The organism is Leuconostoc lactis, from assembly GCF_007954625.1.
Lineage (GTDB): Bacteria > Bacillota > Bacilli > Lactobacillales > Lactobacillaceae > Leuconostoc > Leuconostoc lactis_A.
Map to the genome: position 1 here is coordinate 1,443,373 of NZ_CP042420.1, position 20,294 is coordinate 1,463,666.

The following is a 20,294-nucleotide window of genomic DNA, read 5'->3' on the forward strand; positions in this document are numbered from 1 at the left end:
CTAAAAACGTCAACAGCATGGCGAAGTGCCTCCTTTTTTTGATAACGCTATCTTAACAACTGTGATGTTAAAACGGTGTTAACAATAAAAAAGGGAGGTTATCACAAATTGAATAGAAAAAAGCTATTGCAACAAGGCGGCAATAGCTTTTTCCTACTTCACACCGTGTGCCACATCGGCATGATACATATAGGCGCGTGTCATTGGCAAATTCATCCCTGATGGGCCTTTTGTTAACAAATATTGAACAACATCAATGTTCCCTGACTCAAATGAGGCGGCGCAGGCTTGCAAATACAAATCCCACATACGGTAGAAACGTTTCCCATATTGCGCAACGACTGCTGCTCGCACGTCATGGAAATTCTGTGTCCAAATTTCAAGCGTCTTTTGATAGTGACGGCGGAGTGACTCCAAATCGTTCACTTGTAGGGCCGTCTGCATAATATACGTCAAATTTTCAGCAAGGTTTGGAATATAACCACCTGGGAAAATATATTTGTTAAGCCATTCATCCACACCAGCACCTTCATGTTGGCCAGTAATACCGTGAATTAACGCTGTCCCGTTTGGCACCAGACGATCACTCACTTGGGTAAAGTATGCGCCAAGATTTTCCTTGCCGACATGTTCAAACATCCCCACCGAAGTGACATGGTCATAGGTCTTTTCAATTTCTCGATAATCCTTTAAATAGACAGATACTTGATGAGTTAAGCCTTCTGCCGCAATCTTTTCCGTAACAAAATTATATTGTTGTTGGCTCAATGTTACTCCTGTTGCTTTCAAGCCATATGCTTTAGCGGCAGTGACAATCAAAGTGCCCCAACCACAACCGATATCCAGTAACGTTTCACCTGGTTGGGCATGCAACTTATCTAAAATATGATAAACTTTATGCCACTGCGCCTGTTCCAACGTGTCATCTTCACTAGAAAAGTAAGCACAAGAATACGTCAACGTTAGATCAAGCCACATTGCATAAAAATCATTGCCAATATCGTAATGGCTTTGCTTTGCACATCGACTTTACTCATTTTTTCTGAGTGTGAGCGCTTAGGCAAAAATTTTTTAAATTTCGCGTGGTTTAAAAAGCTATCCTTAGCTTGATAAACAGCCATAATCAATTGCTGCAAATCACCTTGTATCTCAATAATGCCGTCCATATATGCTTCACCAAAGGTGAGTGATGCATGTGCCATAATGTCCCTAACTGAGATCATTTCATGGATTATAATTTTAGCTATTGGGTTCCCCTCCCCATAGCGTACGCATTCACCATCCCAAAATTCAACGTCAATCGGCGCATTAAAGCTCGCTTTGAAAATTTGCTTATAAATGGTTTTATCTCACATACTATCCCCTTTGCTTGATACCCTGTGTTTAGGAAACAACGATTCAAAAGTCAAACAAACATAACAAGTGTTTATCTGTGGCTGACTTATTTATTGCTGACAAAAAAGGGACGTCTTCACGCCCCTTTTGCCATTATGCCCTACTTTAAAACATTTGCCCCAGCTTGGTTCATCACCGTTACTTGTACTTGATTTGTTAGCGTTACATTGGCTGGTGTCGTTGGTGCCCAAGTCAGTGGCGCTGTATGACTCAGTTTTGATGCACTGACAGCCGACCCGTTAAATTGCGTCCCAACATCTGCTAACTGTGTCCCCTTAAGCTTGCTAATAATGTCTGACGCTGACGCATTAGCAATATTCATGACATTGTTTTGGGCAGCAATTTGTGCGTTCTTACCCAAGCCCCACGCGTACTTAAACTTGTAAGTGCTGGTCCCATCATTTTGATACAGATTGTTCACGACTTGGACTTCGCCATAGCGCACACGTGGCGTTCGTTGAACGGTATTTTCAAACAAATTATGGGTGACCGTTACATGAAGTTTACCAGCATCTGTTTTTTTGGTATCACTGTTGCCAATCAACATGGTTTTATCATGGTTGCGGTAAATGTTGTCTGAGACCGTAATATTGTCAGCCCCATTAGTTAAATCAGTGTCACCATCATGATGTTGGTATTCACGACCAAAATACGTCCCATTTTGCGCATCTAGATGGGTGCCGTCATCAAAGGTATTGTGGTCTAACCAAACATTACGCGCACCTTGCACTGAAATGGCATCATATTGTGAATTCCAGTTACCCGTGTCTTCATCCGTTGGATCCCATTGGGGGAAATCATCATATGGTGTTTCAAAATAAAGATTACGCACAATCACATTGTCCTGTTGAATCACCAAATTACCACCAATGAGTTGCGCACCAGGTTCCCCAATAATCGTCGTATTTGCCGGTACTTTCACGACAACTTGTGCGGCTTGGTTTTGTTGTGCCTTTACTCGATCGGCTTCCTGCACACCACTGACTTTTTTCTTACCCCAAGTACTTGGCGCGTAAGCAGCTAAATAGCTGTTAAAGTTATAACCGGTGCCTTTAGCATAATCAGTTGCAGTGAGGGTCTGACCTTGGGCATTGACGTTCATGTCAATTTTACCCGACACATAAATGATCTTTGGTGTGGCATTATGCTCACCGCCCAACGCTTTTAACAAAGACGCACGGTCAGTAACCGTGTAGGTATGTGCTGCCGTGGCTTGACTGCCGCCAGTTGTACTACCCCCAAATCCGCCAACTGTGCTGGCTGTTTGCACTGCGTAGCCAGACATGTCAGCGTGGACCTGACGAAGACCAGTTGTTACCGATAAGGCCAGCATCCCCGTCATAACTGTTGCTGAAAACAACTTAGCGCGCTCGGTTTTTGCCATAATTTTTCTCCTGTTTCGTTTACCTGAGCAAAAAATTCTAAACGTAATACTTTTGACACACCAACATTGTACGATAAAAATTAACCCCATGCACGGTATTTTTAACCATGACACACAATCTTTATATTCTTTACAAAAAAAGATCATCAAATCATGATGATCTTGGTCGTTTTGCCGTCTATTAACAATGGTTAGGCGTTTGCTTCTTCTTGCGCTACCTTTGCCATAGCTGCTTGTGCTAAGAGATTCAAGTAATTGAATGGGCGATCGAACCATGGTTGGAAAAGCATATCCACAAAGGCCAGATCAGCCAACGTCATCCGATTTTGAATGGCAATTGAGGCGGCATTAGCTGATTGAGAAATGTCATATTTACTCTGGAGCTGCACACCTAGAATCCGCTTTGTTTGACGTTCCCAAGTGATGGTCATCAATACCGGTTCAGTTGATGACATAAACTCTGGTCGGAAATTATCAGTCATTGTCAAACTATCAGCGTCGATGCCAGATGCTTTAGCGTGCGCCTCTGTCAGACCAGAAGAAGCCATGTTCAAATCATAAAGCTTAAGCCCTGATGTTGCCTGAGTGCCCATATATTTTAGCGTTGGTTCCACCAGGTTATAGCCAATGAGTGTTCCTTGACGCACGGCATTCGTGGCCAAAGGAATATAGTCATGGTCTCCTGTTGGATTATAGTGCACTGCCACTGAATCACCGGCAGCAAAAACATCAGGGTGACTAGTTTGCATATAATCATTGACGATTAAAGCGCCATTTGGCAACATATCCAATTGTCCAGTAAATAATTGTGTGTTCGGCCGGAAGCCAACAGACATAATGACTAAGTCAGCTGGATAGTCACCTTGATCCGTTTTCACAATGACAGCATCCGGCGTATTCTCAAAACTTTGTACAAGTTGACCGGTTGCGACCGTCACACCATGTGATTCAAACAAATCTGCTACATTTTGTGTAAATTCAGCATCAAAATAACGATTCAAAACCGTGGGTTGATTATCAATTAAGGTTACTTCCCGTCCCTTCACATTGAAGGCTTCAACAAGTTCTGTCCCAATATAACCACCCCCAACAACGACAACACGTTGAATCTTTGGATCGTTGGCATAATCAAGCAACGCTTTAGCATGTGTGTAATTTTTTGACAACACAATGCGCTCATCTTCAATACCTGGAATTGGTGGTACCACTGGCCATGAGCCGGTCGTGGCGACTAATTTATCGTACGCCACAGTGGACACTGCGTCAGTCGTTAAATCTTTGACAGTGATTGTTTTATTTTTTGTATCCACATGCGTCACTTCATGTTTCATGTGAATATTAGCACCTAAATCACTTAAAATTTCTGGGGATGAGTAAAAGAGGTCGTCAATATTTTTAACTTCACCCTGCACTGATAAAGCAATGCCGCATGATAAGAAAGACACATTATCATTCTTCTCATAAACATCGATTTCAGCTTCTGGATGATGACTTTTGATTGATTTGATTGCGGCTGTTCCTGCGTGGGTTGAGCCAATAATAACAATTTTCATGTGTAGCCTCCATAAGAACTTTCCGTTCTTGATAGTTTTATTGTATAATCAAATTACTTCAAAATAATTGACTTAGGTCAAGAAAGCGTGAAAAATGTCACATTCAGAATTTAATTGCGTGAAAGCGGCCCCTATTTTTTCACAATTATCCGATAATATCATCACCCAGCTCGTCAACATTTCTGTCCATCAAAAAAGCTACCCCGCTGGTAGCTATATCTACGAACCTGATGATGATTTATCCGCCCTCATTTTAGTTGATTCTGGGCAAGTTGATATTTTTAATATTAATGACAGTGGTCAAGAACTCCTGTTGTATTCTTTGCATGCCCATCAAATGGATATTGAAGCCGCCCTTTTTACCGATACGCGGCATCATCATTTCGCACGGGCCAAGGTCGATTCTCAAATTTGCATGATTCGCCGTGCTGATTTCCAGAAATTATTGCAACAAAATACGAGCCTCGCGATTCAAATGCTCAATACCTACGGTGAGCGTTTAACAACGCTCGAACAGCGTCAAATCAGCTTGTCCTTACAAAACGCTGATGAACGGTTATTACAGTATTTTCAAGACATGGCCGCAGCAAAACAAACCAAAACTTTCCAATTGACCGTGACCAAAAAAGAACTCGCGGCCTCCTTGCAAATTGCACCCGAAACATTGAGCCGACTACTCAAAAAGTTAACCCGCAACGGCATCATCGCTTTAAATAAGCGCGAGGTCACTTTGTTATAAACAAAAAAGCAACGATAGGAATCGTTGCTTTTTCTTATTTTTCCCAAACAAATTGGCCATCAAACATCGTGGCGATATTCTCAACGGTCAACAATTGATCAGCTGGTGTGGTTAATAAATTCTGGCTGACAATGGCTAAATCAGCGAAATAGCCAGGTGCAATGCGACCGACATTTTGTTGTTGGTTAGCTTGCGCTGCATGCAGCGTATGAGCTGTTAACGCCTGTCCGATCGTTACACCTTGCTCAAAGCCAAGACCAACACCGGCCTCATTGGCTAACGTACGTCGCGTCACAGCTTGGAAAATTGTTTGCAAAGGTGTTTGCCCAATCACCACCGGCGCATCCGTACTGAAGGCAAGTGTTGCCCCTTGTGCAAGAAAATCACGGAACGTAAACATCCATGGTAAACGATGGTACCCAACTTCTTTCCACAAGAGTTCATAACCAATGAGTGCGTGACTTGGTTGCACGGATAAAATTGCCTTAGTCCGTTGTAGACGTGGTAAATCAGCTGGATTGAAGACTTCTAAGTGTTCAATGACATTGCGCTTGCCGGCTGACAAAGGCGCTGATTTTTCTGCTGCTTCAAAGGCCATTAACGTTTCGCGAATGGCACGATCCCCAATCGCATGCACACGAATCGGCAAATCCAAAGCATTAGAACGGGCAATTAACGCATGCAAGGTCTCGTCAGGTAACATTGGTGCACCCTTTTCACCGGAACCTGGTGTATACTCATCCACCATATAAGCGGTTTGCGTGCTGGTCACCCCATCATAAAATTGCTTAGTCCCAGCAATTTGGACGCGATCTGTGTTCTCAAAATCAGCTAACAGTGCTTGCAAACGTGTTTCGTCTTGACGCATTCCTGGGAATAAGGCTGCGCGTACCGTCATGTCATCTTCAATCGCCTTAAATAACTGTTCATTTACGAGATCTTGTTCAGCACGCCCAGAAACGGCCAAAACCCCAACACTCGTTACTCCTTGTTGGTTTAATTCACGAAAATAGTTTAAATAAGTTTCAGGCATACTCTCAACCAGTGTTTCTAGCACTTGATTTAAAATATGCGTGGCAATCCCTTCTGTGAAAAAGCCTGTCATCTGACCTGATTCATCTCGGAAAATTTCACCACCTGCAACAGCCAAATCTTCTTCAGAAACATGAATATTTGCTAATGCGGCACTATTCAGCCAAATTGAATGTACATCACCAGCGACTAACATCACAGGTATTTCTGATTCAACAGCATCAATATTTGTTGCTGTCGGCGGGACATCAGACCCAAATTCGCTCGCATAATAACCCATGGCAATTTTCCAACCAGAGAAAACGGCGACATCAGCCAACTGGGCCAAAACTTCTGGGACAGTCCCATAATCAACGGGTGTTAATGCCCCAGCCTGCACTAATGAGATCACATAGGTGTGTTGATGCGCATCAATAAATCCTGGCAAAATCATTTGGTCACCAAAATCTCGAACCAAATCAAATGCCGCTTCATCAACTGGTTCGCGATAGACGGCCGTAATTTTTTGCCCATCAACAGCAATTGCTCCAGAAAAAGTTGTTTGTGTATCAACATCAAAGATTGCTTGACTTTTTAATAAAGTTACCATTATTTTCCTCCGTTAGCCATTGCCATTTTGGCTTCTAACCAGTTATTACTATAATCTTGTACCGTTTTATCTGTCAAATTTTGATAATGTTCCACCTTAGCTAATTTACTGCGCTGAGGATAAAGAATCTTATCTGACGTAATCTCTTTTGATAAATATTTTTTGGCGGCAAGATTTGGACTTGAATACGCGACATATTCAGCATTTTGTGCGGCGTTCTTTGGATTCAGTAAGAAATTAATAAAGGCATAGGCACCAGCCTTATTCTGGGCATTTTTGGGAATCGATATATTATCTGTCCAAACTGACCCGCCATCTTTGGGAATCACATAGTCAATATCTGGATTCAATGCATGCGCATAATCTGCAACACCAGAATAAGCCACAGCCACGTTGGCCTCACCGGACGTCACATAGGCTCGAATTTCATCATTTAAAACCGCCTTAACGTTTGGTGCTAAGGCAGCCAATTTCTGTCGCGCCGCCTGAATATGTGCTGGATTATGATCATTTTCAGAATAACCTAAGGCTTGTAAACCCATGCCAATTGACTCACGTGGTGCATCAATCAACATGACTTGATCCTTCATCTTAGGTGCCCACAATTTGGCCCAGGTATCAACTTCATCCTTTGAAAAGACCTTGGCGTTGTACATGATCCCCGTTGTTCCCCAAAAATAAGGCAACGAGTAGTGATTGTTTGGATCAAATGACTGATTTAATAGCATGGGATCTAAATTTTCTAACCCATGAATCTTTTGAGGATCTAGGGATGCTAATAACTGATCTTGGGCTAATTTTGTAACAAAAGGCTCACTGGGGAACACTAGATCGTAATTAGATCCCCCTTGTTTTAATTTCACCATCATGGATTCATTGGAATCGTAGGTTTCATAACTCACTTGATAACCCGTTTGTTTCGTAAACTGTGTTAGTAGGTCAGGGTCAATGTAACTGCCATAATTATAGATATGCAGCATTTTTTGGTGACGACCCTGTTTCTCGGGTTGCTCACGCAACAGCAGTTGCTGCTTAAGTAGCGCTAACCCACCTACAATAACGACAACTGAACTCATCAGTAAAAGCATCTTTTTCAACTCATACATACCTCGAATAGATTTTTAGTTTGATTAAAAACAATCTGTTTACTCACTCAGTAAACACTTAAAGTTTTTAGACAGACTTTAATTATATTATGTCACTCTAATACTGTAAACACTTTTGTGACGTTTAACCCGATGACAGCCACAAAAAAAATACCAAACACACCCTGTGCTTGGTATTTTTTTTATTGTTATTTTTTGTCAGCAATCACGGATTTAACTGGTCCAAACGACCGACGGTGAATCGGTGTCACCCCGAGTTCTGCCAGTGCAGCCAAATGTGCTTTGGTGCCATAACCAGCGTGTTGTGCAAAACCATAACCTGGATATTGCCGATCATAATCGGCCATCATGCGATCACGGGTCACTTTTGCAATAATACTAGCCGCCGCAATGGAATTACTCCTAGCATCCCCTTTAATCAATGACAACTGAGGAATATCGGTCTGCAATGTCATCGCATCAATCAGTAAGTAATCTGGTTCAGGTGCCAATTCAGCGACTGCTTGCGTCATGGCCAAGCGCGCCGCCTCGTAAATATTAATGTCATCAATCACCGTGGCATCAACCACCCCAATTCCAATCGACAGTGCTTGGGCGATAATGCGATCAAATAATTGTTCGCGCATTTTTTCAGACAGTTGCTTAGAATCAATCACGTCGAGTTCTGCAAAATCATGCGGCAAAATAACCGCTGCTGCTACCACTGGGCCTGCGAGGGGCCCACGTCCGACCTCATCAACACCAGCAACATGAGACAACCCTTGGGCCCACTGTTGGGCTTCAAAGGTAAAACGGGTTTTAAAATTTTCGCGTTTAGCCGTTAATTTCAATTGTTGCTTGTCCCATTGTTGCAACGCCTGTTGAACGCCAGCCCGACTATCTTGCCGCCAATTTACTAAACGCGGATCAGCTGGATCCGTCATGACTTTAAGACTATTTTTAATTTGTGCAATTGTTTCTGCCATATCACTTACACGTCAAGAAGATCTAAAGTAAAGGGTCCAAGTTTGCCTTTACGCAAGTCATTTAAGACACGTTCACTGGCCTTTTCATAATCATCCTTGAAGCCAAGTTTTTGCGTAATGTCCAGCAAAATTTGCACACTGGCCTCGTCAAACACGTTCGCATCTAAATGGTAGCGTGAAATGATCGCCTCTGGTCGGTAATTGCGGAAGAAATCAAGTAAGAACAAGACCGCATCATCTTTAGCAAAAATTGTATCTTTGACGGCGCCAGTTAAGGCTAATTTCAAGCCAACAGTTTGGTCTTCAAATTTTGGCCACAACACACCTGGTGAATCAAGTAATTCGAGCTTGGTTGGTGTTTTAAGCCACGCAACCTTCTTGGTCACACCAGGTCGATCCGCCGTTGGGGCAACGTTTTTCATCACCAGATGGTTCAATAATGTGGACTTCCCAACGTTAGGAATTCCTGCAATCAGTGCCCGAATGGGTTGATCTTGAATCCCACGGGCCAGCTGCGCGGCCTTTTTAGCTTCCACGGCACGACGCGCCGCTTTCGTCACCAACTGTGGTGTTCGTGGGTCACGGGTATCCAGAACTAACACCGTGTGCCCTTGGGCTTCAAAGTGTTGCTTCCAAGCGCGCGTTTGATCTGGATCCGCTAAATCAGCTTTCGTCATGATCAGTAGGCGTGGTTTTGACCCAATTAACTTATCAACTTCTGGGTTACGAGAACTTTCCGGAATGCGCGCATCCACCAGTTCAAAAACCACATCCACTAACTTTAAATTTTCGCGCATCAGGCGAAAGGCTTTGGCCATATGACCAGGGAACCATTGAATAATTTGTGCCATATTCGTCCTTGCTGCCAACGATCAGCGCCAGCAGTTTCCTCCATTCTATTTTTTATCGTCCTGCTTGATAGCGTTCCCAAGCTTGATCAAAGATTGACATTTCGGTCAAGTAAGACGCATTCTCTTCTAAATAATTTGAAATATCATCAAAATCGGTGCTTTGTTTTGGAAAAGTTAAGTCCAAAAAAGCATTATTGGCAAACTGCTGTATTTCGTCTGCAGCCACCGCGTTACGATTCGTCATTAACCAATCATAAAATGACCGTGCACTATTTGCCATTTTCGAGTCCCCCTTCAAAGACAAACTGCCCCGCTTTTAAATCAATAATTTTAGCGCGAAATGATAGCCCATTTGTTACTGGTAATTTTGACATATCAATAAAAATTTGTTGTTTACCAGGATTAATCGTCACAAACTTTGGCGCGTGATAACTGCGTTTCACATATTGCATCACAACACCGATTGGCAAGGGTAAATTACCAACGCGTAACGTTTTCGCCGTTAAAATCACATTCCCATTTTTGGTCACTTCTGGTGTCATGGCTAAGCCAAAACGAAAGGTATCGCCCAGCATTTTAGTTTGACCGTACAAGGTAATCGTGTCGCCAACCCGAAAAGTATAATTATCCGTATGGGTGTCCTTCAAATAATAATCAACTAAGGCGTTGACTTGTTTGGTATTCAAGGTCACATCAAAAGTGGCATCACTTTTAGCAATTTTAGCCGGTGAATCGGTGATTGGCGTCTTTTGAGCGGCCAAATAATAAGTGGTCCCGATACCTAGGAGTAAGAAGAGCACTAAGGTCCAAAAAGCCCAAAACCAAATTTTTGGTGGTCTTTTTGCAATTTTCGGTCGTGTTAAGGGGTTGTCAGCCATGCAGCTTGTCCTCGTCTCATTTGTTGAAATAATTGGGTCGTCATAAAGTCATACCCTTTTTTATTGGGGTGATAATGATCAGTCGTACTAATCCATTTATTAGTGAAAGCTGGCTTATCAGATAATTTTTTTAGGAACTGATCGGGATTTTTAGTTGTCTGATCGGCGACCTTTGCCGATGCGATGAGTTTTTTACGCGCACTTTCGGTGCGATATTGCCCATACGTTAAATCAAATATGCCGACATAATGACTATTTTTGTTCGCTTTGGCCACTTCCTGGTTAATCGCATTAAACAGCGCAACGTCTGTATTGAAATCTTGCCGATTCGGAAAATGAACAAAAATCGGATTATAATTCCCAAAAATATAAATCGGTGCATGCGGATTGTATTGTCGAATCGTCTGAAAGAGTGTCGTCAACTGCTGCCGGTATGCCGACTGCCCGGATTTAACGGCTTTTGTCAACGCTTCAGGGGATTGTGCAGATTGGTTTTTGAGGAGGAGTTGTTGCAAATCATTGCCACCAACCGTCAAGATAATCGCTTGAGCGTGTTGGATGTCTGACTGCATTTTTGGTTGTGTTGCTAAGCGGTGTTGGATTTGATCAGAACGATCCCCTGAACGCCCAAAATTGGCCATGGTCACGTCAACATCATACTTTTGCTGAATCTGCTGCGCAATCCGGCCAGTATAGCCTTGTTGCTGACCATCATCACCAACACCTTCTGTCAGTGAATCACCCAATGCGACCAATTGCACTTTGTTCACCTTGGCCATTTTGGCAGCTTGTTGCGGTGTAGCTGTATTCAGTGTTGGTTTTTGCATGGTCAGCCAAATACCGACGCCTAAACCGGCCAGTAACAACACAATACTGCCAATCGTCACATACTTTCGCATCCTTGTCCCCTAAAAATTTGATCTATTCTATTGTAACAAAAAAAGCGCAATCAAGCGATTGCGCTTATATTATTGCTGAGCTAAGGCAATAATTTTCAAAATGGTATCCGTTGCTTGCGCCATGGTTGTGGTTGAGACATATTCAAACCGGCCATGCATGTTCTCGCCACCGGCAAATAGGTTCGGTGTTGGCAAGCCCAAGAACGTAATCTTTGAACCATCTGTGCCACCACGTACCGGTTCAATCAAAGGCGTAATGCCCAATTCTTGCATCGCCTTCTCTGCCAAGTCAACAGAACGCATGTCATCTTTTAAGATTTCACCCATGTTATAGTATTGATCTTTAATCGTGACCGTCACGCGGGTTTCCCCAAATGATTGGTTGAATTGTTCAGCAATGTCTAACAAGCGTTGCTTACGCGCTTCAAATGTTGCACGATCATGATCACGAACAATGTAACGTAATTCCGCTGCTTCTGGATTCCCAGAAACTTGCATCACATGCCAGAAACCTTCACGGCCAGCAGTATGTTCTGGTCGGTCATGTTCTGGTAATTGCGCATGGAAATCAAAAGCTACTTGAATCGCATTGATCATAGTGTCCTTTGCCGTGCCTGGATGCACATTACGACCTTGAATCGTTACTGTTGCACCAGCAGCTGAAAAAGTTTCCCATTCTAATTCGCCAGCTGGGCCACCGTCAACTGTATAAGCAAAATCCGCCCCAAATGCTGCTGTATCAAAATTATCCGCGCCAATGCCAATTTCTTCATCTGGTCCAAAAGCAAAACGCAATGGGCCGTGCTTAATTTCAGGATGGGCAATCAAATATTGCGCCGCTGTGATGATCTCAGCAACCCCAGCTTTATCATCAGCGCCAAGCAGCGTTGTACCATCTGTTGTGATCAACGTATGCCCCGCATACTTTTTCAAGCTTGGGAAATCATCTGGGTTAAGTTCATAGCCACTGTCACCCAATGGAATCGTTGCTTGACCATCATAATTTTCGATAATTTGTGGTCGTACATTGGCGCCGTTAAAGTCTGCCGTATCAACATGGGCAATAAAACCAATCGTTGGCACACTGTCATCATCAACGTTACTTGCCAGTTCCGCAAACACGTACCCATCCGCCATGGTCCGGACATTTTCCAGACCAATTGCTTGTAATTCAGCTGCTAAATCAGCCAAAAAGGCCACTTCTTTAGGTGAAGATGGGACTGTTGTTGCCGTCTCATCTGATTGGGTATCCACCGCAACATATTTCAAAAAACGTGATACTAGTTCAGGATATTTTTCGCTTGTCATAATCTATTCTTGATTCACGACACTGTACATGTCGAATCGCGATCCTTTCTATCTTTTGGCCGACAAATTGTCCGGACGTCCCCGAAATCTTAGATATAGGTGTATGGATCCGTGTTAGTTGTTGTCGGAAATGCTGTCAGCTGATCGCCAAACCACTCGTGCACTTTGGCTGCCATTGGCGTGGCTGCAATGGCTTCCATATGATGATCAGGGTCAATCACCACAAAACCAGCCGCCAAAATATCATGCCCAACATGATAATAAACATCCGCGGTCACAAAGGCATCAGCGCCGGCTGCTTGGGCTTGTTGCCAATAACGCCCCCCATCACCACCCAAGACGGCCACCTTTTGAATTGGTTTAGTCAAGTCATTGGCGATAACCCGCAGGGTTTGAACGCCAAAGCGCGTCCGTAATTGGGCAGCATAATCAGCCACCGAAATTGGCGTGGCTAACACACCGATGCGCCCAAGACCCGTACGCCCATCGGCATTCGGCACTAGGGGTTCAACCGCGGTGAGGGCTAACGCATCAGCCAACCAATCATTCATACCGCCCGCTGCACTGTCTAGGTTGGTGTGTGAGGCATAGACCACAATATTATGCTTTATCAAATCCGCATACATTTGGTTTTGTGGTTGACTCAAATCTAGATTTTTAGCCGGGAAAAACATCGCTTCATGATGCGCCCAGATAAAATCAACCGACTGCGCAATCGCTTCAGCTACCACTTCTGGCCGCACATCAAGCGCCGTCATCACCCGGTGAATCGGTTGGTTGGGATCACCAATTTGCAAGCCGGTGGGATCACCTGCTTCGGCCAATGCCTTTGGTGCAAACTGTTCAATTTGATCAATTAACATTTGGGCTGTAATCATGACAACACCTCTTGAATGTCTTGAAAACGGGCTTGCCATTGCTGATAAGCTGGGGTATCAGCTTTGCCAGCCGCAGTCAGACGCTCAAAAATCAAAGTAATCCGATCTGCTTCTTTTTGCCATTTCGCTTTAAAAGCAGGTGATTGCTCATCGCGTAAAAACGGTCCAAACACGAGATCTTGCGCTGATAATGTTTGGTTGCCTGGCTTAGCCACAATAATTTCATAAAAATGTTTGTCTTCTTGCACAATACGTTCATGCGTAATCTGATACCCATGCTGCACTAACCATTCGCGCACAACCTGTTCATCCGTATTAGGTTGCAAAATCAATGTTGTAAAATTTTGTCCCCGTTGCTGAGCTGCTGCTAAAATGTCGCGAATTAAAATCCCGCCCATACCAGCAATCGTCACAGTATCCACCTGATCGTCGTCCGTCACAGCCGCTAAACCATCCGCTAAACGAAGCGCTGTAGCAGCTAATAATCGTTGTCTTTTCAATTCTTGCCGTGCATTTTCCAAAGGGCCTTTCGCCACCTCACCAACAACAGCAAAATTAATATGTGATTTTAATAATAAATGCGCTGGCAAATAGGCATGATCAGATCCAATATCTGCCAGGCGTGCACCTTTTGGTACAAAACTTGCCACCGCGGCTAAACGGGGCGATAAATTGACACTATCCATGGTTAAATTCCTTTAATTCTAGTATATCATAACACGTCACATTATGACTATTCACTCATAATTTCCTAACAAAAAAGCCAGCAACAAGTGCTGAACTTAAAGTGTTACTTGACAAAGCCGTCATCCGTCATCGCTGCCTGGAATAACGCCACAACATCTTGCGGTTGTAGCGTGACATAAGCCGCTTGATCAAGATGGCCAACTGTCACAGCACTATTGGCCATCGCGTCAAAATGGGTATCATCCGTGATCCCGACACCTGGCAAAGTTGTTGGCACATTCAATGACTTAATCCAATCAAATGTGGCTTGAATGGCACCTTGAGCGACCGTTTCATCATCACCGGTTAAGCCCCAGACTTCCCGACCAAATTGGGCAAAACGTGGTTGCGTTTCTGCTGACAAACTCCGTTGCATCCAACGTGGTGTCATAATGCCCAAGCCAACACCGTGCGTAATGTCATAGTAAGCTGATAATTCGTGCTCAATAGGATGAACAGTCCAACCATTCGTGTTACCCACGTCAACTAAGCCATTCAATGCCATTGTTGAGGCCCACATTAAAGCTGCCCGCGCGTCATAATCATTAGGATTAGCCAACGCGATGGGCGCATTTTTAATCACAGCGCGATACAACCCTGCCATCATCCCTGACGTGACATCGTTTGGTGTTTGATCAAAATATTGTTCCGTTAAATGACTGAAAATATCAATCGCCCCGGCGGCTGTTTGCCATGGTGACACAGAAAATGTCAACGTCGGATCCAAGAAGGATACGGCTGGTGAGTTAGGACCACCAGTGCCTAACTTTTGGTTGGTTTCGGGATTTGAAATAACCGACCCCACGTTCATTTCTGTTCCTGTAGCTGACAAAGTCAAAATATCTACCACGGGTAATTGGGCAATTTCATAACGCTTTGATGAATCAACGACCAAATCCCATGGATCAGCATCATAAAACTTTGATGACGCAATGACTTTAGCCGCATCAATCACCGAACCACCACCGACAGCCAAAACCACATCAATGTCATGTGTTTTTACCAAGTCTTGCCCGGCACGAACAGAATCAATTTTTGGATTAGGTTCAATGCCTGATAATTCGACAACTTCCAAATCCGCTAAAGCGGCCCGTACGCGGTCATACAAGCCAGATTGCTTAATTGAGCCACCACCAAATACGAGTAATACGCGCTGACCAAATTGGGCCACTGCATCATGTAATTCGGTGTCAATCACATTTTTCCCAAAACGGATCGCCGTCTTGTTCTGGAAGTTAAAATTATTCATATGAATTATACCCTTCTTTCTACTGTAATATCATACCATAATTTGGCTATCTTTTAGGGTTAGGCCAATCCCCGGTGCGGTTGGCACGGTCATCAAACCTCGTCTCACCTGCAAATCCGTCGTCGTGATATCTGAAGTGAAATATCGTGCACTAGCAGAAATATCCCCGGGGATGCTGACTTCTGGTAAACTCGCTAGGGCTAAATCAACCCCACGCCCTAAATTACTGCTTAACATCCCACCAATCCATGGTTGAAAGCCTGCTTGGTGTAATAATTTAATCGCTGTTACAGCAGCCGTAATGCCACCAATTTTCCCTTGCTTAATCGTGACTGCTGAAGCAGCGTGTAAGGCAATGGTGGTTGCCACGTCAGCTAGGTTATTAATACTTTCATCCAAACTCAGCGGTTGTTTCATTTGGCATTGCAGCGCAGCATGCTGGGTAAAATCATGTTCGCCAAAAGGTTGTTCCACAAACAAGACATTGGCAGGAAGTGCCTTTAATTGCGCAGCCGTTTCGGGATTAAAACTACTGTTGGCATCCAACGAAAAATGTTGCTCGGGATAACGCGCTAACACGCTCATTAACGCCGGCAGATCTGTTTGTCGGCCATCAATTTTTAATTTAATCCGTCGGTATCCTTGCTGTATGGCTGTACGAATGGCTTGGTCCGTTACTGGCATTCCAAGTGCTATCCCTACTGGAACTTCTGGTTTGACGCCCCCCAACATTTGCTGCAATGACTGCTGAGTGAGCTTACCAACTGCATCCCAAACTGCCATTTCAACGCCCGCTTTCGCAAACGACCCAAAGGGGGTCACCCGCGCCAGCTGCGCAGCAAAATCACTCGGTGAGGTAAATTGCCAAGTGCCAATCACTGGTTTGATTAAGGTGTCGACAATATCTTGACTGGTCTTTTGCGTTTCTAGTGCATAATGATAATCTGCAAACGATTGTATTTCGCCATACCCTGTGGCCGTTTGCGCTGTCATATCATCATAAACGGTCAATTGCACCAGTGTGAGCGGTCGGGTTGTAGTGATGCCGTGCGCTGTTGTAAATGGTTGGTTTAAAGTTAATTGAATTGGCCAAGTGGCTATTTTTTTAACGTGATACATGGGCTTTTAACCTCGCAATCACCTGGTTTGGCTGTTCAAAATGCACGTTATGGCCCGCATCAGCAATCACCGCCTTTTGTGCATTTGGCAATTGTTGTAACATTTTATCAGCTAAATGGTTAAATTTAACATCTTTTTCGCCAACGATCAGTAAGGTCTTGACCGTCACCTCTGCCAATTTTGGCCAGAAGTTCGGTTGGGTCCCGGTACCCATACCAATCAGTGACTGCGCCACATTTTCAGGCCGTTGTTGCAGACGTTGTTGTCGCATTTGCTGTTGTTGCTGGGCTGGTAATTGTTGTTGCGAAGCAAATAATGGGAGTGCTTCCCAGGCTGTCACAAAACTCGAAAAATCTTGTTTGATATGCGCCGCTTTTGTCGCATCAGCTTGCCGTCGTGCCGCACGATCGGCAGCATCTGGGAGCCCAGCGGTCGCACTTTCTAAGATTAAGCTCGCCAACCGTTCAGGGTGTGCAATCACAAATCCCAAAGCCAAACGGCCGCCCATTGAATAGCCGAACACATGCACTTTTTCCCAATCATAAGCGACCAAAATCGCTTGCAAATCAGCGATTTGGTTCGCCATTGTAAAGCGTTCAATGCGCGTCACCTCAGGTGCATTGGCGCCAAAACCTAATAAATCAATTGCCAACACAGTACCGGGTAATGCCGAGATTAACTCATCAAAATCATGCCGTGAGCCCATAAAACCATGTAATAGCAGCCACTTATCCTGAGCTGAAGAATTTTCCTGATAGGTCACCTGATACGGATAACCAGCAATGTTGATCACTTGCTCAGTCATCTGACTCACCTAGAAAGCGGTGATGGACCACCACATTGGCCTGCCGATCACTCGTATAGGCGATAAGACGCGGTCCGTTGACCGGTTGTGCTAGTACCTTTTCTAAATCGTCAGGTGTCGTCAAATCAACAAAGGGCATCTCATATAAAGCGGCAATTTTTGCCATATCCAAGCCTAACGGTGTCCCAAACAATAAGTCAAAATAATCTGGTTCCGCCGCTTGTGGCAAAAATGAGAAAATCGCCCCACCATCGTTATTGACCACAATAATATCAATCGGCAATTGATATTGTCGGGCCATCATCAAGCCATTCATGTCATGGAATAAGGTCAAATCACCAGTGAGTAACACACTGCGCTGTTGCGTAGTGCTACTCATCCCCATTGCCGTTGACACAACCCCATCAATGCCATTGGCACCACGGTTAGCATAAATCTGTTGTGTCCTTTGCCCAGTAAAGACATCATCCATATCACGAATCGCCATACTATTGGCCACAAAAATCGGGGTTTGGGGCGCAACAATTTGATCCAATACGTGTGGTAGTGCGAGTTCACCAATTGGTTGGCGTGGCACTTGGTTCAGTGTTTGCCACTGGGCATAAAACGTTGGCTGATTAGCAACTGATACATCGCTTAAAAATGCATGCGGTGTTTGCGCAATCGCGCGTGAAATATGCCTTGAATGGTCGGTACCAGCCTGTTCATCAACATGCCAGACAGGAATATTTTCTTGGCGTAACCATTGCAGCACACTGGCCGAAACAGGCGTTGCCCCAAAACGGATGACAAGGTCTGGTTTGGGCACCGTTGCCATTTTGCCCGCTTTAATTAAGGCGTCAATCCCATAAATTGTTTCTGGGGTACGCGCCCGACTCAACACATCTGCAATCACTGGCACATGATTAGCACGAGAAAATTGGGCCAACACTTGTTGATAAGATGGCCCTTCATTCGGACCGGCTAAAATCACGACCCGCTGATAAGCCAGTTGTTGTGGGGCAAAGTGTGGTGTCGGTGTCTCAAAATCAACCGGCGCAATGCTAATCGGTTCCGGATCATGCAGCACTGGCATCAGTGGTTTCCGTAAGGGCAAATTAATTTGTAATGGGCCTTGTGGCGCAGATACGATACGATGCACCTGCTTTTGGACCATAAAATCAATATAAGCGGTTACATCCGGATGTGGATCTTGTAACGTGACTTCAAGGTAATGCTTCGTCATCTCACCAAATAGACGCTGTTGTGACAACGTTTGCGGTGCGCCATTTTGTTGCAGCTCAGCTGGTCGATCTGTTGATAAAATGATTAAGGGAATATGTGAAATAGCAGCCTCTGCTACCGCTGGCGTGTATTCTGTAATCGCTGTGCCAGAAGTGCCTAGCAAAGCGACGGGTTGATGTAACGTTTTGGCAATCCCCAAGGCAAAAAAGCCTGCTGAACGTTCATCGACATCAATATATAGTTGTAGTTGCTCTTGTTGACGAGCAAATTCAGCCAACAGTAAAGCAATGGGCGTTGACCGTGAGCCAGGTGACACCACAAAATGCCGCACCCCACTTTGAAAAAGCGCCTGTAACAAATGTTTCGTATTTTTTGTTAACGTCTCATTCGACATGATTGTAGTCCTTTAACAATTGCCGCATGGGTTCAAATTTCAACCCAGTTTCTTCATATTCTTGTTGCGCATCGGAGTCAGCCACAATCCCGGCACCAGCAAATAACGTTGCCCGTCGCTGCGTTTGATTCACATACATGGAACGGATACCAACCACAAATTCCCCACTATTATCCGCGGTAAAATAGCCAATGGGACCGGCAAACAAGCCACGCGGTGTCTTCTCATGGGTCGCAATATAATGCAGCGCTGCTTCACGTGGGACGCCACCCAGTGCTGGTGTTGGATGTAAGCGATCAACAATATCAGTCACACTTAAATGTGCCGCAATGTCCCCTGTAATTGGTGTATACAAATGCTGAACTTGCTTATTTTTGAGTAAAGTTGGCGTGTCCGGCACCTTTAGCGACGTCGTCACGTCTTGCAATCGTGTCATGATACTTGCCACGACATATTGATGTTCAATGCGATTTTTTTGACTGGCCAACAATGCTTCGCCTAATGCCATATCGTCAGCTCTATCCGTACCGCGTCGGCTTGTCCCAGCAACCGCCGTCGTAGCGAGCTGACCATCTGACATGGCCACTAACCGTTCGGGTGTTGCTGAAATAAATAATTCATCCTGTCGCTTTAAAACCACATGATACGTATTCGCCTGCACAGCTAACGCACGAATAATTTGTGCTAGTCGTAACGTGTCGGATAACTGCAGGGTCTGTTGCCGACCAAAAACAACTTTGGCTAGGGTTTGATCGATAGCTAAGGTATCAATCAAATTCTCTGTCCGTTCAATCCAATCCACTTCATCTGTCACATGACTAGTGGTCACCGTATTTGGCTGTTTTGGCACGAACTGCGCCAGCCACTTTGTAAAATCGGATACGGTATCTGATCCGAACGTAATTTTATCTGCCGTGATGGTCACCGTCACTTCGGGGACAAACCAAAAACCCGCCATCAATTCAGACTGCGGGTACACTTGCTCGTCAAATGCCTGCGCACCAAAAACAACCGCACCTTGTAATGCCTGAGCCGTTTTTGCCGTAGCAACTGCGCCAATACCAAAACGTACAGTATCATCAGTAGGTGTCGCAAAGTAAGCGCCAAATTCAGTGGCTTCAAGTGCCGCATAGAGTTGCTGTAAGTCGCTTTGAGCCAACGCACGCGTTTCGTGATATGTCATCATATTGCTACCTCTTC

At 44.5% G+C, this 20,294-nt stretch carries 18 protein-coding genes and 1 pseudogene; 1 reads left to right on the forward strand and 18 read right to left on the reverse strand.

Annotated elements, in window-relative coordinates; all coding sequences use genetic code 11:
* Positions 1-153 precede the first annotated feature (153 nt).
* The 3 genes and pseudogenes from FGL80_RS07135 to FGL80_RS07145 form a co-directional block, all read right to left on the reverse strand.
* A pseudogene (locus FGL80_RS07135) lies at positions 154-1,340 on the reverse strand (class I SAM-dependent methyltransferase).
* A 155-nt stretch (positions 1,341-1,495) separates the two neighbouring features.
* Positions 1,496-2,779, reverse strand: coding sequence for a pectate lyase family protein (locus FGL80_RS07140; protein ID WP_147001904.1), 1,284 nt, complete (start codon positions 2,777-2,779; stop codon positions 1,496-1,498).
* Between the two features lie 191 nt (positions 2,780-2,970).
* Positions 2,971-4,332 (reverse strand): FAD-dependent oxidoreductase, encoded by a 1,362-nt coding sequence (locus FGL80_RS07145; protein WP_147001905.1) that lies wholly within the window; start codon positions 4,330-4,332, stop codon positions 2,971-2,973.
* A 94-nt stretch (positions 4,333-4,426) separates the two neighbouring features.
* Here FGL80_RS07145 and FGL80_RS07150 point away from each other — a divergent pair, with 94 nt between their 5' ends.
* Entirely contained in the window at positions 4,427-5,071 is a 645-nt protein-coding gene (locus tag FGL80_RS07150) for a Crp/Fnr family transcriptional regulator (protein ID WP_055307833.1), read from the forward strand.
* A 34-nt stretch (positions 5,072-5,105) separates the two neighbouring features.
* On the opposite strand, the gene FGL80_RS07155 is transcribed toward FGL80_RS07150, so the two are convergent.
* From FGL80_RS07155 to FGL80_RS07225, 15 genes are all read right to left on the reverse strand, one after another.
* Positions 5,106-6,692 (reverse strand): amidohydrolase, encoded by a 1,587-nt coding sequence (locus FGL80_RS07155; protein ID WP_147001906.1) that lies wholly within the window; start codon positions 6,690-6,692, stop codon positions 5,106-5,108.
* Positions 6,692-7,780: an ABC transporter substrate-binding protein gene (locus FGL80_RS07160; protein WP_186737146.1), complete on the reverse strand. Its 1,089-nt coding sequence runs from the start codon at positions 7,778-7,780 to the stop codon at positions 6,692-6,694. The genes FGL80_RS07155 and FGL80_RS07160 overlap by 1 nt, the downstream gene beginning before the upstream one ends.
* Before the next feature lie 206 nt (positions 7,781-7,986).
* Positions 7,987-8,763, reverse strand: a complete 777-nt coding sequence (locus FGL80_RS07165; protein WP_147001908.1) for a ribonuclease HII — start codon at positions 8,761-8,763, stop codon at positions 7,987-7,989.
* A 5-nt stretch (positions 8,764-8,768) separates the two neighbouring features.
* Entirely contained in the window at positions 8,769-9,614 is an 846-nt protein-coding gene (gene ylqF / locus FGL80_RS07170) for a ribosome biogenesis GTPase YlqF (protein ID WP_055307829.1), read from the reverse strand.
* Between the two features lie 52 nt (positions 9,615-9,666).
* Entirely contained in the window at positions 9,667-9,894 is a 228-nt protein-coding gene (locus tag FGL80_RS07175) for a YozE family protein (RefSeq protein ID WP_010004046.1), read from the reverse strand.
* Positions 9,884-10,492: a YpmS family protein gene (locus FGL80_RS07180; protein WP_055307828.1), complete on the reverse strand. Its 609-nt coding sequence runs from the start codon at positions 10,490-10,492 to the stop codon at positions 9,884-9,886. The genes FGL80_RS07175 and FGL80_RS07180 overlap by 11 nt, the downstream gene beginning before the upstream one ends.
* Positions 10,474-11,391, reverse strand: coding sequence for an SGNH/GDSL hydrolase family protein (locus FGL80_RS07185; protein WP_055307827.1), 918 nt, complete (start codon positions 11,389-11,391; stop codon positions 10,474-10,476). Before FGL80_RS07185 ends, FGL80_RS07180 begins: the two co-directional genes overlap by 19 nt.
* 69 nt (positions 11,392-11,460) lie before the next feature.
* Positions 11,461-12,699, reverse strand: coding sequence for a peptidase T (gene pepT / locus FGL80_RS07190; RefSeq protein WP_055307826.1), 1,239 nt, complete (start codon positions 12,697-12,699; stop codon positions 11,461-11,463).
* Between the two features lie 89 nt (positions 12,700-12,788).
* Entirely contained in the window at positions 12,789-13,577 is a 789-nt protein-coding gene (locus FGL80_RS07195; RefSeq protein WP_055307825.1) for a Nif3-like dinuclear metal center hexameric protein, read from the reverse strand.
* On the reverse strand, positions 13,574-14,263 hold the full coding sequence (locus FGL80_RS07200; RefSeq protein ID WP_055307824.1) for a tRNA (adenine(22)-N(1))-methyltransferase: 690 nt from the start codon (positions 14,261-14,263) through the stop codon (positions 13,574-13,576). The genes FGL80_RS07195 and FGL80_RS07200 overlap by 4 nt, the downstream gene beginning before the upstream one ends.
* Positions 14,264-14,367: 104 nt before the next feature.
* Positions 14,368-15,552, reverse strand: a complete 1,185-nt coding sequence (locus FGL80_RS07205; protein ID WP_055307823.1) for an iron-containing alcohol dehydrogenase — start codon at positions 15,550-15,552, stop codon at positions 14,368-14,370.
* A 30-nt stretch (positions 15,553-15,582) separates the two neighbouring features.
* Positions 15,583-16,671, reverse strand: a complete 1,089-nt coding sequence (gene menC, locus FGL80_RS07210) for an o-succinylbenzoate synthase (protein ID WP_055307822.1) — start codon at positions 16,669-16,671, stop codon at positions 15,583-15,585.
* Positions 16,658-17,476, reverse strand: a complete 819-nt coding sequence (gene menH / locus FGL80_RS07215) for a 2-succinyl-6-hydroxy-2,4-cyclohexadiene-1-carboxylate synthase (protein WP_147001909.1) — start codon at positions 17,474-17,476, stop codon at positions 16,658-16,660. Before menH ends, menC begins: the two co-directional genes overlap by 14 nt.
* The gene (menD, locus tag FGL80_RS07220) at positions 17,469-19,094 is read right to left on the reverse strand and encodes a 2-succinyl-5-enolpyruvyl-6-hydroxy-3-cyclohexene-1-carboxylic-acid synthase (RefSeq protein WP_055307820.1); all 1,626 of its coding nucleotides are present in this window, start codon (positions 19,092-19,094) and stop codon (positions 17,469-17,471) included. Before menD ends, menH begins: the two co-directional genes overlap by 8 nt.
* Positions 19,084-20,277 (reverse strand): isochorismate synthase, encoded by a 1,194-nt coding sequence (locus FGL80_RS07225; protein ID WP_147001986.1) that lies wholly within the window; start codon positions 20,275-20,277, stop codon positions 19,084-19,086. The genes menD and FGL80_RS07225 overlap by 11 nt, the downstream gene beginning before the upstream one ends.
* Between the last annotated feature and the right edge of the window lie 17 nt (positions 20,278-20,294).